This is a genomic window from Paraburkholderia sp. UCT2 (assembly GCF_014397665.1).
Classification (GTDB): Bacteria; Pseudomonadota; Gammaproteobacteria; order Burkholderiales; family Burkholderiaceae; genus Paraburkholderia; species Paraburkholderia tuberum.
This window is the reverse complement of sequence record NZ_VZQO01000033.1, coordinates 52,000-66,488: the sequence shown is the minus strand read 5'-3', so window position 1 is coordinate 66,488 and position 14,489 is coordinate 52,000. Positions and strand designations below refer to the sequence as shown.

Genomic DNA, 14,489 nt, shown 5'->3' with positions numbered 1-14,489 from the left:
TCCCAACCTTGCTTCCTTTTCGTCAGGTTCGCCCACGTCGATGCAACGTTTCCGTCAGAGGCGTCATGCGTTCAGGCCGTCTCGCCGGAAGCCGGCGAAGGCGGCGCGCACAAGAGACGAAGGCGCTGCTCGAACCCGAGACGGTCGACGAAGACCGTCGCAATCATCTGATCGCGTTAAGCGATGCCGCACAGGCGCTCGTCCCCGAACTCGCGCAATTGGACGATCAGAACGACGACGAATTTTGCGGCCATCTGCCCGTGCAGGTTAGAACGGCGGTCGTCGACGCGATGAAGAACGTCGTAGCGGTGCGTGAGCTGAAGAACGTGCCGATCGAATGAACGTGGCGCGTGCATCGCGTCAAAGGTGAGGACTTTCGGGAGTCGCGCGCGGGCGGTTCTTTTGCAACTAACCGGCCGGGCCAAGAACGGCACGAACCGCGCGGCAAGAGGCTCGCGGGAATGCGCGCATTTATGCCTGTCAGCCATAGGTGAGGATATTCGGGAGCCGTCGATGCTGTATCGGGCGACGGCCCGTCGTGCCGACGTGCAAAACGCGCTTCATGCAGTCGCCAATCATGGCATCCGTCGCGGTGACCGTGCGGCGGCTGTGTAACGTAAGTCGTTGAATGTCCAGGCGATCTGCCGCGTAAGCGGCCGGCATCGGCGAAGCGATCCGGCTGCGTTCGATCAAAGGTGAGGGATTTCGGGAGCGGTGTGTGAGCGCCGCAATGCGCTCGCTGAAATGCCTCCTCGAGTCCTCTTTTCACCTCAAAGGTGAGGCTTTTCGGGAGAAACGACGACGGTAGCAGGCGCCGATCCGCCACTGCTCCGTGCTTGAGGTGAGGCTTTTCGGGAGCGCAAATACCCGGCAGCAATAGCCCGTTCAGGCCGATTTCGCGATCTCGCGAATGTCCGCGACCGGCGTCTGCCCGAACGCATCGCTGAGCGCATAGTCGATCAGCTGCGCCGCGCATTGCTCGGGCGTCGACAGTTGGCCGTTGCGCTTCAGCTCGTCGAAGCGCTGGCGCATCGGGAACTGCTCTTCGCCGCTACCGCGAATTTGCGCCTGCATGTCCGTATCGATCACACCCGGCGCGAGGCTGCAGATGCGCAGCGCGCGATTCGCGTCGAGCGCGACCGCGCGCGCGTGATGATCGAGCGCGGCCTTGGTCGCGCAGTAGATGCTCCAGCCCGGATACGCGTTGCGCGCCGCGCCGCTCGAAATGTGCACGATGCGGCGGTCGGTTGCGTCGACGGCCGCGGCGGCGAGCGCGCTCGCGAGCATCAGCGGCGTCGCGACGTTCAGGCTCACCGCGTCCGCGACGCTCGCGGCGTCCTGTCCTTCGATGGGCCCGATCGGCTGCATCATGCCCGCGTTGTTGATCAGCAGCACCGTTTGCGCGCCGCGCACGAAGTTGCTCAGTGCGTCGGTGGCGATCCATTGCGCGACGCGTGCGGGCTCGGCCAGCGGCAGCTCGATCTCTTCGAGCCGCGCGGCAAAGCGCGCCTTCAGCGCGGCATGCCGCGAGCGCGACAGACCCAGCACCGTGACGTTGCGCGCGAGCAGTTGTTCGGCGAGCGCCGCGCCCAGGCCGCGCGTATGGCCGGTGACGATCGCGCGAATCGGAGAAGAGGAGGTCATGTCGTTCCTGGTGATCGTTGACGTGCAGAGTCGACGATTTTCTCACGCCGTATTCACACCGGGCGAAAGCGCTCGCGATACCGCATCGGCGTCACGCCAAGCCGCTTCGTAAACACGATGCGCATGCGGTCGGCGGTGCCGAAGCCGCAATCGTAGGCGATCGTCTTCAGCGCCGCGGCGCTGCTTTCGAGCAGCTTGCGTGCGGCATCCACGCGCGCGCGTTCGACGAATTCATGCGGCGTCACGCCGGTTTCCTGCACGAACACGCGCGCGAAGTTACGCGCGCTCATGCCCGCGACGTCGGCGAGCTGCTTGACGGTGAAGCTGTCGTGGATACGCGCCATCACGTGCGCCTGCACTTTCGCGGCGGGCGAGGTGTCGTCGGCGGGCGCGGTCAGATAGGGGCTGAATTGCGACTGACCGCCTTGCCGCTGCGCGAACACGACGAGCCGCTTGGCGACCGCGAGCGCGGTATGCGGACCGTGATCCTCGGCCACCAGCGCGAGCGACAGATCGATGCCGGCCGTCACGCCCGCAGAGGTGACCAGCGGCCCGTCGCGCAGATAGATGCGATCGAAGTCGACCCGCGCGCGCGGAAACTGCGCGGCGAGTTGCGCGGCGTGTTGCCAGTGCGTCGTCACGTGGCGCCCATCGAGCAGGCCCGCGTGACCGAGCGCGAAAGCGCCGGTGCAGATCGAGCCGTAGCGGGCGCAACGTGTCGCGACGTTGGCGAGCCAGTCGAGCAGGCGCGCGTCCGGCACTTCGTTGCGCGGTAGCGCGGGGCCGCCGGCGACGAGCGCGAGATCGAACGGTTCGCGCGACTGCTCGAAGGTCGCGTCCGCCACCAGCGTCATCCCGTTCGACGCGCGCAGCGGCGCCGGGTCCGCGGCCAGCAGCTTGACCTCGTAGTGCCGCGTGGGCGCGACGAAGCGGTTTGCTTCGGAGAACACGTCGACGGGACCGGCGACGTCGAGTGCCTGCACTCCTGGGAAGATCGCGATCGCGACGGTGGGCATCGGATGACTTCCTCTGATGGGGAACGTGAAGGGCACGCCGCGGCAGTCAACGCTGTGCGTTTGGCAGTGTTCAACGGCTCGCGGCAATTGTTCGCGGCGCCGCGCTGGCCAATACTGGATCGGTCGGACGCGCGGTCTCACAGGCAGGCGACAGGCATTGACATCACGGCGCGGACCAGCATACCAAAACGCGCTCTGAAGCCGCGGCGCGCGTCCGGTGGATTACTTTCACATTCACGTTCGCATATGAAGGAGTACGCCGCATGACTACGACGATCGCAGGTATCCAGATTCCCGACAGCATGATGGCGCGTGAAGCCACCGAGCTCGTGCGCGACACCGAAACGGAGTTGCTGTATCACCATTCGCGGCGCGTGTTTCTGTTCGGCGCGCTGGCCGGGCAACGCAAGCAGCTGAAGTTCGACCCCGAACTGCTGTACATCGGCGCGATGTTTCACGACATGGGCCTCGTCGCGCCATACAGCAGCGAGCAGGAGCGCTTCGAAGTCGACGGCGCGAATGCCGCGCGTGAATTTCTGCGGCGGCATCGAATCGGCGAGGACCAGATCGAGCAGGTGTGGACCGCGATCGCGCTGCACACGACACCAGGCATTCCGCAGCATATGAAGCCGGTGATCGCGCTCGTCACGGCGGGTGTCGAAATGGACGTGCTCGGCCTCGCCTACGACGAATTCAGCGAACAGCAACGGGAGGAAGTCACGCATGCGCATCCGCGCGGCGCGCACTTCAAGGAAGGTATCATCGATGCGTTCGCGCACGGCACGATACACAAGCCGCACACGACGTTCGGCAACGTGAAGGCCGACGTGCTCGCGCTGAAAGACCCGCATTATCATCGCGAGAATTTCTGCACGATGATTCTGGGTTCGGCGTGGAAGTCGTGAAGGGCTGCTTGCGGCAGAAATGAGGTAGCGCGATAATGCATCGCTAATGCGATGCATGGAGAGAACGATGAAAAGCGCTACTTTCCCGTCGGTTCGGGTCAAGCCCGAGCTGCGGGCCGCGGCAGAGGACGTGCTGCAGGACGGCGAAAGCCTGTCCAGTTTCGTCGAGCAGGCGATCCGCGACAACATCGCGCGGCGCCTGAATGTGCGTGAATTCGTCGTGCGAGGGCTCGAGTCGCGTGCTGAAGCGAAGCAAAGCGGCGACTACGTATCGGCCGACGACGTGCTCGCCGGTCTCGAAACGCGGCTCCGCGAAGCAAAAACGAAGGCCCGCGCGAAGAAGCACCGATGACGTATCAGGTTCGTTTCACACGCGCAGCGGCGGCCGACCTGCAGAGACTGTACGATTTCATCATCGAGCGGGACGACGGGGATTTCCCGGTCGCCGAACGCGCGTTGCAAGCCATCCGCGATGGTATCGCCACGCCGCGCACATCGCCGTTCACTTGCCGAAAGGTTCAGCGCGATACGCCGTTTTTGCGCGAGCTGCTGATCCCATTCGGTCGCGCGGGCTACGTCGCGCTGTTCGAGATCGACGACAACCAAACCGTGACCGTGCTGGCGGTGCGCCATCAGCTAGAGGATGATTATCACTGACCGAACTTTCGTCGCCGCGCCATGGTCATCAAAAACCTTCTCCGCAAGCTCGACCTCACCACGCTGCAGCTCTTTCTCGCCGTCTTCGAAGAAGGTACGCTCACGCGTGCCGCCGAGCGCGAGGCGATCGCCGTGTCGGCCGCCAGCAAGCGGCTGGTCGAACTCGAACAGGCGGTCGGCGCGTCGCTATTCCAGCGCAACGCGCGCGGCATGACGCTGACGCCGGCCGGCGAAACGCTGTTGCATCACGCGCGCCGGGTGCTGCGCGACATCGAGAGCATCGGCATCGAACTGGCCGGTCATGCTAGCGGCGTGCTCGGCTATGTGCGGATGATGGCGAACCTGTCGGTGATCGTCGAATTTCTGCCTGAAGATCTGCGCGCGTTCCAGTCGTTGCACGAGCGCGTGAAGGTCGATCTCGAGGAGCGGCCGAGCGGCGGCGTCGTCAAAGCCATCGACGAAAGCCTCGCCGATCTCGGCATCTGTTCCGGCGACGCCGATACGCGCGAGCTGCACGTCGAGCACTACCGACGCGATTCGCTCGTGATCGTGATGCGCGACGATCATCCGCTCGCGGCACGCACGAGCATCGCGTTCGCCGAAACGCTCGATGGCGATCACGTCGGCCTGCATTCGGCGAGCTCGATCAACGCGCGCACCCACCTCGCGGCGCGCCAGGCCGGCAAGCCGCTGCGCCTGCGCATCCACGTGCCGGGCTTCGATGCGGTGTGCCGGATGGTGCAGGCTGGCATGGGCGTCGGCGTGCTGCCGCAAAAGGTGTATCAACTGATGGGCCGCCCGCTCGGCCTCGTCGGCATGCCGCTCGACGACGATTGGGCCGAGCGCAGCCTCGTGCTCGTCGCGCGCGACGTCGATGCGTTATCGCCGGTGAGCCGGCTGCTGTTCGATCATCTGCGCACGGTGCATGGTGGTGGTCGGGCGTCTGTCGGACGCCAGCGGCGAGCGGCGCAAGTTCGTGTTCGGGCTGCTGTTGATGTCGGCGCTCGGCTTCTTCGCCGCGGGATTCTTCGACAAGCAGACCACCTTGCTGGTGGTCGCGCTTGCCGTGATGGGCGCGGGCGTGGTCGCGTCGATCCCGGCATTCTGGGCGCTGCCGCCAAAGCTGCTGACGGGCGCGGGCACCGCGGGCGGTATCGCGTTGATCAACACGCTCGGGCAACTCGGCGGGATCGTGAGCCCGGTGATGGTCGGACGTGTGAAGGATCTGACCGGCAGCACGACGCCGGCGCTGTATGTGATCGGCGCGATGAGCGTGGTGTGCGCGCTGATCGTGCTGTATGGGTTGCCGGAGTCGTTGCGCAGTCGTGAAACGACGCAGTGAAATCGAGGGTGGAGGGCGCGGCCGTTGGCTTGCATCGCGTGAGGTGCCGCGCCGCTGCCCGCTCCCGCATCCGCGCACGATAGGCCTGCCGTATCAAACACTTGGCAGGCCTGTGCGCAGGTTGTCCACAAGCTTGTTCCCAAATTATGTGGACAACTGGACTTCGAGGTCGGCGCGAGTGAAACGGCATCGTTGCGAAGCCCACTCGCCAGTATCACGGACTCCATAGCGACGCTCACTGCCTACGCGTGCACCGCGCGCGGATAGTTCTCATGCTTCAAGCACTTAAGCTCGCTGTGCGAAGGTTGTCCACAGGCTTGCCAACAATTTAGGTGGACAAGTTTTGTTGCCGACGGAGTGGCGAGGAGCGGGATTCGGCATTAGTTGTTCGCATCACGCCTTCAACCCGGAGGCCGAAGCGACCACCTCTTCCTGCACCTGCACCTGCAAAACCGCATCCCGCTTATCGAGCAGATGCTGCCGCAAAATCGCGCTGAGCTTCTTGCCGTCGCGAGCCTCGAGCGCCTTCAGCATTTCATCGTGATCGTGAATCGCGCGGTCCCACTTCGGCGTCTGATAGTTCGAGCGAAAGCGCAGCGCCTGCAGCCGCCGGTTGACCGACACATACGTCTGCCGCAGCGCCGAATTTCTCGCCGCTTCGTTGATCTTGTCGTGGATCGCCTGGTTGCGACTGTAGTAGCCCGGCAGATCGTTCTGCGCGCGGCACGCCAGCATCGCGTAATGCAGCGCCTTGATCTCTGCGAGTTCGGCCGCCGTTATGCGCTCGGCCGCGAGTTCGCCGGAAAACGCTTCGAGGCCGCTCATTAGCTCGAAGGTCTCACGCACCTCCGCTTCCGACATCTTCGATACCGACGCGCCCCGGTTCGGCGAAATCTCGATCAGACCTTCGGCAGCCAGCACCTTCAGCGCCTCGCGCAGCGGCGTGCGCGAAATGCCGAGCGTTTCGCACAACTCCCGCTCGTTCAGTTTCTTGCCGGGCTCCAGCGCTCCCTCGACGATAAAGCGGCGAATGTGCTCCACCACCGTGTCGTGCAGGCGCTGACGCTCGACCTTCGGCATCAGCGGGGCAGCGGTCAGACCCGCGTCGAGATCCGAATTTTGCATACAAAAATCCTCAGCTTCACATTAATTGGATTTTATCGGAACCATATCGATTAGTTAATCCATGCGCACACGCGGGTAAACACGGGCCTTAGAGGCCAATTTTCGTCTTGGGGGCATCACGGTTCGTCTGATATAGTTTTTTGCATGCAAAATTCAATTGGAGGAGTTCGATGCTAAAGCTAGATTTTCATCCCGCTGGCCGTCACTTCCTGCAGATTCCGGGGCCGAGTCCGGTGCCGGATCGCATCCTTCGCGCGATGAGCTATCCGACCATCGACCATCGCGGACCCGAATTCGGCGAGCTGGGTCTCAAGGTGCTCGACGGCATCAAGAAGATTTTCAAGACGCAGCAGCCGGTCGTCATCTATCCGGCGTCCGGCACGGGCGCATGGGAAGCCGCATTGTCGAATACGCTGAGCCCCGGCGATCACGTGCTGATGTTCGAGACCGGCCACTTCGCGACGTTGTGGAAAAAAATGGCCGTGCAGCTTGGCCTGAAGCCCGAATTTCTGGGGCTGCCAGGCATCGAAGGCTGGCGGCGCGGCGTGCAGCCGCAGATGATCGAAGAGCGTCTGCGCGCCGACACGCAGCATGCGATCAAGGCGGTCTGCGTCGTGCACAACGAAACCTCGACCGGCGTCACGTCCGACATCGCCGCCGTGCGTCGCGCGATCGACGCCGCGGGCCATCCGGCGCTGCTGCTCGTCGACACGATCTCCGGTCTCGCGTGCGCTGATTATCGTCATGACGAATGGGGTGTCGACGTGACCGTGTCGGGCTCGCAAAAGGGCTTGATGCTGCCGCCGGGCATCAGCTTCAACGCGATCTCGCCGAAGGCGATGGCCGCCAGCCAGCACGCGAAGCTGCCGCGCAGCTTCTGGGACTGGGCGGAAATCGTCGAGATGAACAAATCCGGCTACTGGCCGTACACGCCGAACACGAACCTGCTGTACGGGCTGCATGAAGCGATCGAAATGATTCTCGGCGAAGGGCTCGACAACGTGTTCGCGCGCCACGAGCGGCTCGCCGAAGCGACGCGCCGCGCGGTGCGCGCGTGGGGGCTCGAAATCCAGTGCGCCGATCCCGCCGTCTATAGCCCGGTGCTGACGGGCGTGATGACGCCCGACGGTGTCGATGCCGACGCGGTGCGCAAGCTGATCTACGAACGCTTCGACATGTCGCTCGGCACGGGCCTCGGCAAGATGAAAGGCCGCATGTTCCGCATCGGCCATCTTGGCGATTGCAACGATCTGATGCTGCTCGCGACATTGGCTGGCTGCGAAATGGGTCTGCGGCTTGCTGGCATGCCGCTCAAGGAAAGCGGCATGCCGGCCGCGATGGAGTGGCTGAGCCAGGCACCGAAGACGCCGGGGTTGAAGGCCGCGGCCTGATTGTCGGGCGCAGGGAGCGCTTCCCTCATCGAGCCGCGCGCAGAACGCGGCCAGAACAACATGCAATGCGTCCATAGCGGCTCTCGCGGCCGACGGGCGACGACGCAGCGCGCCACTTCAGACGCGCCGTCGACACATGCCATGGAGAGAGACGATGAAGCGGTTTCGTTTGACCAGTGCGACCAGTATCGTTCTAGTGATGCTCTGCATCATGTACTTCATCACGTACCTCGATCGCGTAAACGTCAGCACCGCGGCGGCGGGTTTTGGCAAGGAATTCAATCTCACGCATACGCAGGTCGGGCTCGTGTTCTCGGCCTTCGCGTATCCGTATCTGCTGTTTCAGGTGATCGGCGGTTGGGTAAGCGATCGCTTCGGCGCGCGACGCACGCTGCTGTTCTGCGGCGCCATCTGGGGTCTCGCGACGGTGTTCACAGGCTTCGCGGGCGGGCTCGCTTCGTTGCTCGCCGCGCGGCTCGTGCTCGGTTTCGGTGAAGGCGCGACGTTCCCGGCTGCAACTTCGGCGATGTCGCGCTGGGTCGCGAAGGAAAAGCGCGGCTTTGCGCAGGGCATCACGCACGCGGCGTCGCGAGTCGGCAACGCGGTCGCGCCGGCGCTCATCGTGATCGTGATGACCAACTGGGGCTGGCGCGAATCGTTCTTTATCTGCGGCGCGCTGAGTCTGGTGTGGGTGGTCATGTGGGCGCTCACATTCACCGAGCATCCGAAAGATCATCCACGCATCACGCCCGAGGAACTCGCGGTGCTGCCCACGCCGAAGCCGAAAGTCTCCGGCCTGCCGTGGGGCAAGCTGTTTCGCCGCATGACGCCGGTCACGATCGTCTACTTCTGCTACGGCTGGACGCTGTGGCTGTTCCTGAGCTGGATTCCGCTGTACTTCCTGCATAACCACAATCTGCAATTGAAGAAGTCGGCGATCTTCGCGTCGGTCGTGTTCTTCGCGGGCGTGATCGGCGACACGCTCGGCGGCATCGTCACCGATGCGATCTTCAAGCGCACCGGCAGCCTCAAACGCGCGCGCAGCTGGATGGTGTCGGTGTGCATGCTGTTCTGCCTGCTGTCGCTGATTCCTCTGATGTTCACGCATGACCTGACGCTGTCGATTGCCTGTCTCGCGTCGGGCTTCTTCTTCGCCGAGATGACGATCGGCCCGATGTGGGCGATCCCGATGGATATCGCGCCGGACTTCTCCGGCACCGCGAGCGGCATGATGAACACGGGCTCGGCGCTCGCCGCGATCATCTCGCCGGTGATGGGCGGCTTTCTGATCGACCGCTTTGGCAACTGGGATCTGCCGTTCGTGGGCAGCATGTTGCTGATGGGCATCGGCGTCGTGCTCGCGTTCCGCATGCAGCCCGAGAGCCGCTTCGAAGTTGGCGCGTCGGAGAAGGCGCACGTTTCCACCCGGATGGGCGTGTAAAACATGACTTCATCATTGAGTCAACTGCTTGCCGATGCGCGTCGAAATCGCACGGTGCTCGATACGTTGCCGCCGGAGCTGCTTCCTTCCGATGCCGACGCGGCCTACGCAATCCAGCACGAAATCTTGAGCGCATGCGGCGCGCGAATCGGCGGCTGGAAGATCGGCGCGAAATCGGCGAGCGGACCGATTCAAGGCGCGCCATTGCCCGACACCGATCTGCACGCCGACGGCGCGCGTCTGTCGCGCGAAGGCTTCGCGCCGCTCGGGCTCGAACTCGAAGTCGCGTTCCGTTTCGGCCGGCGTTTCGAGCCGTCCACGAAACCGTACCGCGAGGACGAAGTGCTCGCGGGCATCGGCTCGATCGGCGCGACCATCGAGATCGTCGCGAGCCGCCATGCCGCGTGGCCCGCCATCGACAAACTCGCGCAGCTCGCGGACCTGCAAAATCACGGCGCGCTGATCGTCGGTGAATTCACACGGTATCGCGAGGATTTTCCGTTCGTCGCGCCGTCGCTGCGTTTCGCGTTCAACGGAGGCAATGTCGTCGAAACGACGCCCGCGAATCCGGCCGGCGATCCGCGGCGGCTGTTGACGTGGCTCGTCAATCACGCGAGTTCGCGCGGCATTGCGGTGACGCCGGAGATGGTGATCACCGCCGGTTCGTACACCGGCATGTTCTTTCCGCGCGAGGCGGGCACCGTGGACGGGCATATCGAAGGACTCGCGCCGGTGCATCTGACGCTGTACTAGGTAATTCGAGCTGCGCGGTTCAGGCGCGCTCCTCACAGGCCGACGAAATGACGAATCCCACTGCGGGCTTGCTCGTCAAGCCGATCCATCTGGTCCCCTCCGCCGCGCGCGCAACGAGTCCGCTCGCGCAGCATCTGCGCAAAGCGCTGCGCGGCGACGTGCTGTTCGATCTCGCCAGCCGCGGCCGCTACGCGACCGATGCGTCGATCTATCAGATCACGCCGGTCGGCGTCGTGGTGCCGCGCGATCAGGACGACCTGCGCATCGCGCTCGAGATCGCGCGCAGCGAGAAAGTACCGCTGCTCGCGCGCGGCGCGGGCACGAGCCAGTGTGGGCAGACGGTCGGCGAAGCGCTGGTGGTCGATACGAGCAAGTGGCTCAACAACATCGTCGCGTTCGATGCCGACGCGCGCACCGTGACGGTCGAGCCCGGCGTCGTGCTCGATCATCTGAACGCGTGGCTGAAGCCGCATGGACTGTGGTTCCCGGTCGATGTATCGACGGCTGCCCAGTGCACGATCGGCGGCATGGCCGGCAATAACTCGTGCGGCTCGCGCTCGATCGAGTACGGCAACATGGTGCACAACGTCGACGCGATCGACGCGATTCTCGCCGACGGCAGCGAAGCGCGCTTCGCGTCGCTGCGCGAGCCGCCGCAAGGTGAGCGCTTGCAGCAGATCGTCGCGGGCGTCACGCGAATCGCGCAGCGCGAGCGTGACGAAATCATCGCGCGCGTGCCGAAGGTGCTGCGCCGCGTCGCGGGCTACAACATCGATCTGTTCGATTGCCAGAATCCGCGCGCCTATACCGATGACGGCAGCGCGAACCTCGCGCATCTGCTGGTCGGCTCGGAAGGCACGCTCGCATTCAGCCGGCAGATCACGTTGAAGCTCGCGCCGCTGCCCGCGCACAAGGCGCTTGGCGTGGTCAACTTTCCGACCTTCCGGCAGTCGATGGCGCTCACGCAGCACATCGTCAAGCTGAAGCCGGTCGCTGTCGAACTCGTCGATCGCACGATGATCGATCTCGCGTTGAGCAATCCCGCGTTTCGTCCGGTGATCGAGAAGGCGCTGGTCGGCAAGCCGCAGGCGATTCTGCTCGTCGAATTCGCGGGCGAGGATCGCGACGCGCAGCTCGCGTCGCTGAAGCAGCTCACGGAGTTGATGGGCGAGTTGGGCCTGCCCGATGCGGTCGTCGAGATGCCGGACGCAAATGCGCAAAAAGCGCTGTGGGAAGTGCGCAAGGCGGGTCTCAACATCATGATGAGCATGAAGGGCGACGGCAAGCCGGTGTCTTTCATCGAAGATTGCGCGGTGCCGCTCGAACATCTGGCCGACTACACGAGCCGGCTGACCGACGTGTTTCATCGCCACGGCACCGAAGGCACGTGGTACGCGCATGCGAGCGTCGGTACGCTGCACGTGCGGCCGATTCTCGACATGCGTCGCGACGGCGCGACGAAGATGCGCGCGATCGCCGAGGAAGCGGCCGCGCTCGTGCGTGAGTACAAGGGCGCGTATTCCGGCGAGCATGGCGATGGGCTATGCCGTGGCGAATGGGTCGCATGGCAATACGGGCCGCGGCTCAACCAGGCGTTCAGCGAGATCAAGGCGCTGTTCGATCCGGACAACCGCTTCAATCCCGACAGGATCGTACGTCCGCCGAAGATGGACGACGCGCGCAATTTCCGCTTTGCGCCGGGCTATCGCGAACAGCGCATCGAAACGGCGCTCGACTGGTCGACGTGGAACGTGAAGCGTGACCCGCTGACGGGAGAAGAAAGCGCGCCCGGCAGCGGCGACGATCTGAGCGGCGGCCTCGCGAAAGCGGTCGAGATGTGCAACAACAACGGCCACTGTCGCAAGTTCGACGCGGGCACGATGTGCCCCAGCTATCGCGTGACGAAGGACGAGCAACATTTGACGCGCGGGCGGGCCAACACGTTGCGGCTCGCGATTTCGGGGCAGCTCGGCGAAAGCGGGCTCGCGAGCGATGACGTGAAGGAAACGCTCGACCTGTGCGTATCGTGCAAGGGCTGCAAGCGCGATTGCCCGACCGGCGTCGATATGGCGAAGTTCAAGATCGAGGCGCGGGCGGCGCGTGTCAAGACGCATGGGGTGCGGCTGCGCGACAGGCTCGTCGCGTTCATGCCGCGCTATGCGGGCGCGGCGAGCCGCATGCCGAGGCTGCTGGCGCTCGCGGACAACGTGCCGGTGCTGTCGACGTGGTTCAAGCGCTCGGTCGGCTTCGCGACCGAGCGGAGTTTGCCGCGGTTCAAGAAGGCGTTTCTGGCCGATGCGGTGTCCGCGAAGCCTGCACGCAACGCTGCGCAGGCGTGCGCGCTGAAAGAAGTCCTGCTGTTCGTCGATACCTTCAACAATCACCTCGAGCCCGACAACGCGCGCGCCGCGCAACAGGTGCTCGAAGCGGCGGGCTACACGGTCCACTTCAATGCACGCCCGGGAGAGCGTCCCGTGTGTTGCGGCCGCACGTTTCTCGCGGCGGGTCTCGTCGGCGAAGCGAAAGAGGAAGCGCGGCGCATGCTCGAGCTGTTCAGGCCGTTTGTCGAACGTGGCGTGCCGGTGGTGGGGTTGGAGCCATCGTGTCTGCTGTCGTTGCGCGATGAATTCCTGCAGTACGGCTTCGGCGAAGAGGCGCAGCGCCTCGCGCAGCACGCGTTTCTATTCGAGGAATTCCTCGTGCGCGAAGAAAAGGCCGGCCGATTGCAGCTCGAATTGAAGCCGCTGCCGATGCAGCAGGCACTCGTGCACGGCCACTGCCATCAGAAGGCGTTCGACGCATTCACGCCGGTGCAGACCGTGCTGAAGTGGATTCCCGAATTGAAGGTATCGACGGTCGAATCGTCGTGCTGCGGCATGGCCGGCAGCTTCGGCTATGAAGCGGAGCACTACGCGAGCTCGCAGGCGATGGCCGAGCTGTCGCTGCTACCCGCGGTGCGCAAGCTGGACGCGGCCACGCTGATGGTCGCCGACGGCACTAGCTGCCGGCATCAGATTCACGACGGCGCGGGCGTCGACGCGATCCACGTCGCGCGCGTGCTGGCGATGGCGCTGCGATGACACGGAGCTAACCGCAAAGCGAAACTCAAACGCGAATCTCAAACACCGATAGCCTGCCGGAACCCACTCGGCGTCACCCCGACAGCCTCGCGAAACCGGTGACTAAAGTGACTCGCGTTTGCATAGCCACACTGCCCGGCGATCTGCGCGAGCGGCAACGTCGTCGTGCGCAGCAGCGTGCGCGCGCGATCGAGCCGCTGCCGCGCGATCCAGGCGGCGGGCGGCAACCCGAACGACTCGCGAAACATTCGCGCAAGATGAAACTCCGACAGCGCCGCGACACCCGACAACTCCCCGAGCGTCAACGGCTGCGCAAGATGAATGTCGATATAGTCGCGCAGGCGGCGCCGCGTCGCGGCCGACAGCCCGCCTTTCAGCGCCACGTTCGCGCGCCGTACGCCTTGGCCGCGCAATAGCAGGCTCAGCACTTCGTGCGCGGTCTCGTTGGTGCGCAGCAGACCGTCGGGACTTTCCCACTCCTCGTTGACGAGCGACTGACACAGACTCGCAATGCGCGGGTCCTCGAAATAGGTGCGATCGGCGAGCGTCAGTTCGCGCGGTTCGCGGTCGAGCTCCTGCACCGCGCGTCGCGTGAAGTGCTCGGGCAGGAAGTACAGATGCATGAAGTGCATGTGGCCGCGCACCCACCAGCGCGATTCGTGATCGCCGGGCAGTGCGCACAGCCGCGACGGCGCGCCGTAGTGGCCCGGCATTTTCTGGCGCTCGGTGCGATAGCCGCCGTCCAGATAGCACGACAGCGTGTGATGGCCGGGCCGTTCGTAGACGGTCTCGTCCTCCTTCGTGTCGCGAGTCCATAGCGCGATCGCGAGTCCGTCGCCGAGCCACGCGAAGCGGTCCAGATGCGCGTTCGCACTGGCCAGCGTGTGACAGACCGACTGCAGGCCAAAAGGCATGCCGGCGGTGGATATCACGGGGACGGACGGGGTGGGGTTCACGGCGGCGCGCGGAGGTTTTCCGGTGTACGGTGGTGGTTGAGCGGCCAGTATACGGCGCGTCCCGTCAGCCTGCGCATCGGCGCGAAAAAGTGCGCAATTTTGGACAATTGCGGGCGGCGGCGCGGTTCCATAGTCGGGCTTTCTTCCATGCTGCGCGTCATCGCAGTCCGTCATTGCAG

Annotated in this window: 12 protein-coding genes and 2 pseudogenes; 10 read left to right on the top strand and 4 right to left on the bottom strand. The window is 64.4% G+C overall.

All coding sequences use genetic code 11. The annotated features are described in order from the left end of the window. Nucleotides 1-65 precede the first annotated feature (65 nt). Nucleotides 66-341 carry a hypothetical protein gene (locus tag F6X39_RS24630; protein WP_187618484.1) on the top strand — a complete coding sequence of 92 codons (276 nt, stop codon included), beginning with the start codon at nt 66-68 and terminating at the stop codon, nt 339-341. Between the two features lie 544 nt (nt 342-885). Here F6X39_RS24630 and F6X39_RS24625 read toward each other — a convergent pair. Beyond that, a complete protein-coding gene (locus tag F6X39_RS24625) occupies nt 886-1,644 on the bottom strand; it encodes an SDR family oxidoreductase (RefSeq protein ID WP_184050648.1) in 759 nt (252 codons plus the stop codon). Nucleotides 1,645-1,697: 53 nt separating this feature from the next. Continuing rightward, a complete protein-coding gene (locus F6X39_RS24620) occupies nt 1,698-2,660 on the bottom strand; it encodes a GlxA family transcriptional regulator (RefSeq protein WP_187618483.1) in 963 nt (320 codons plus the stop codon). A 263-nt stretch (nt 2,661-2,923) separates the two neighbouring features. Here F6X39_RS24620 and F6X39_RS24615 point away from each other — a divergent pair, with 263 nt between their 5' ends. The 5 genes and pseudogenes from F6X39_RS24615 to F6X39_RS24595 form a co-directional block, all read left to right on the top strand. Continuing rightward, nucleotides 2,924-3,565: an HD domain-containing protein gene (locus tag F6X39_RS24615; RefSeq protein ID WP_184057639.1), complete on the top strand. Its 642-nt coding sequence runs from the start codon at nt 2,924-2,926 to the stop codon at nt 3,563-3,565. Between the two features lie 67 nt (nt 3,566-3,632). After that, nucleotides 3,633-3,917, top strand: a complete 285-nt coding sequence (locus F6X39_RS24610) for a YlcI/YnfO family protein (RefSeq protein ID WP_090808191.1) — start codon at nt 3,633-3,635, stop codon at nt 3,915-3,917. After that, on the top strand, nt 3,914-4,222 hold the full coding sequence (locus F6X39_RS24605; protein WP_187618482.1) for a type II toxin-antitoxin system RelE/ParE family toxin: 309 nt from the start codon (nt 3,914-3,916) through the stop codon (nt 4,220-4,222). The genes F6X39_RS24610 and F6X39_RS24605 overlap by 4 nt, the downstream gene beginning before the upstream one ends. A gap of 21 nt (nt 4,223-4,243) precedes the next feature. After that, nucleotides 4,244-5,146, top strand: a pseudogene (locus tag F6X39_RS24600) (LysR family transcriptional regulator); the annotation flags it as partial. Further along, nucleotides 5,139-5,564 (top strand): annotated as a pseudogene (locus F6X39_RS24595) (MFS transporter); the annotation flags it as partial. The pseudogenes F6X39_RS24600 and F6X39_RS24595, both read left to right, overlap by 8 nt. A gap of 393 nt (nt 5,565-5,957) precedes the next feature. Here the strand turns inward: F6X39_RS24595 and F6X39_RS24590 are convergent. Further along, entirely contained in the window at nt 5,958-6,689 is a 732-nt protein-coding gene (locus tag F6X39_RS24590; protein ID WP_184037898.1) for a GntR family transcriptional regulator, read from the bottom strand. Between the two features lie 170 nt (nt 6,690-6,859). On the opposite strand from F6X39_RS24590, the gene F6X39_RS24585 reads away from it, so the two are divergent. From F6X39_RS24585 to F6X39_RS24570, 4 genes are all read left to right on the top strand, one after another. After that, nucleotides 6,860-8,080, top strand: coding sequence for a pyridoxal-phosphate-dependent aminotransferase family protein (locus F6X39_RS24585; RefSeq protein WP_187618481.1), 1,221 nt, complete (start codon nt 6,860-6,862; stop codon nt 8,078-8,080). A 154-nt stretch (nt 8,081-8,234) separates the two neighbouring features. Beyond that, complete coding sequence (locus F6X39_RS24580) at nt 8,235-9,521, top strand: MFS transporter (protein ID WP_187618480.1); 1,287 nt, start codon at nt 8,235-8,237, stop codon at nt 9,519-9,521. Nucleotides 9,522-9,524: 3 nt separating this feature from the next. After that, on the top strand, nt 9,525-10,274 hold the full coding sequence (locus F6X39_RS24575; protein ID WP_187618479.1) for a 2-keto-4-pentenoate hydratase: 750 nt from the start codon (nt 9,525-9,527) through the stop codon (nt 10,272-10,274). Between the two features lie 47 nt (nt 10,275-10,321). Beyond that, nucleotides 10,322-13,354, top strand: a complete 3,033-nt coding sequence (locus F6X39_RS24570; protein ID WP_187618478.1) for an FAD-binding and (Fe-S)-binding domain-containing protein — start codon at nt 10,322-10,324, stop codon at nt 13,352-13,354. A gap of 38 nt (nt 13,355-13,392) precedes the next feature. Here the strand turns inward: F6X39_RS24570 and F6X39_RS24565 are convergent, their stop codons facing one another. Further along, complete coding sequence (locus F6X39_RS24565) at nt 13,393-14,268, bottom strand: helix-turn-helix domain-containing protein (protein ID WP_090808206.1); 876 nt, start codon at nt 14,266-14,268, stop codon at nt 13,393-13,395. Between the last annotated feature and the right edge of the window lie 221 nt (nt 14,269-14,489).

Excerpts from the sequence above, each read along its gene's own strand:
- F6X39_RS24630 (WP_187618484.1), top strand. The coding sequence starts at position 66 with ATGCGTTCAGGCCGTCTCGCCGGAAGCCGGCGAAGGCGGCGCGCACAA.
- F6X39_RS24625 (WP_184050648.1), bottom strand. The coding sequence starts at position 1,644 with ATGACCTCCTCTTCTCCGATTCGCGCGATCGTCACCGGCCATACGCGC.
- F6X39_RS24620 (WP_187618483.1), bottom strand. The coding sequence starts at position 2,660 with ATGCCCACCGTCGCGATCGCGATCTTCCCAGGAGTGCAGGCACTCGAC.
- F6X39_RS24615 (WP_184057639.1), top strand. The coding sequence starts at position 2,924 with ATGACTACGACGATCGCAGGTATCCAGATTCCCGACAGCATGATGGCG.
- F6X39_RS24610 (WP_090808191.1), top strand. The coding sequence starts at position 3,633 with ATGAAAAGCGCTACTTTCCCGTCGGTTCGGGTCAAGCCCGAGCTGCGG.
- F6X39_RS24605 (WP_187618482.1), top strand. The coding sequence starts at position 3,914 with ATGACGTATCAGGTTCGTTTCACACGCGCAGCGGCGGCCGACCTGCAG.
- F6X39_RS24590 (WP_184037898.1), bottom strand. The coding sequence starts at position 6,689 with ATGCAAAATTCGGATCTCGACGCGGGTCTGACCGCTGCCCCGCTGATG.
- F6X39_RS24585 (WP_187618481.1), top strand. The coding sequence starts at position 6,860 with ATGCTAAAGCTAGATTTTCATCCCGCTGGCCGTCACTTCCTGCAGATT.
- F6X39_RS24580 (WP_187618480.1), top strand. The coding sequence starts at position 8,235 with ATGAAGCGGTTTCGTTTGACCAGTGCGACCAGTATCGTTCTAGTGATG.
- F6X39_RS24575 (WP_187618479.1), top strand. The coding sequence starts at position 9,525 with ATGACTTCATCATTGAGTCAACTGCTTGCCGATGCGCGTCGAAATCGC.
- F6X39_RS24570 (WP_187618478.1), top strand. The coding sequence starts at position 10,322 with ATGACGAATCCCACTGCGGGCTTGCTCGTCAAGCCGATCCATCTGGTC.
- F6X39_RS24565 (WP_090808206.1), bottom strand. The coding sequence starts at position 14,268 with ATGCCTTTTGGCCTGCAGTCGGTCTGTCACACGCTGGCCAGTGCGAAC.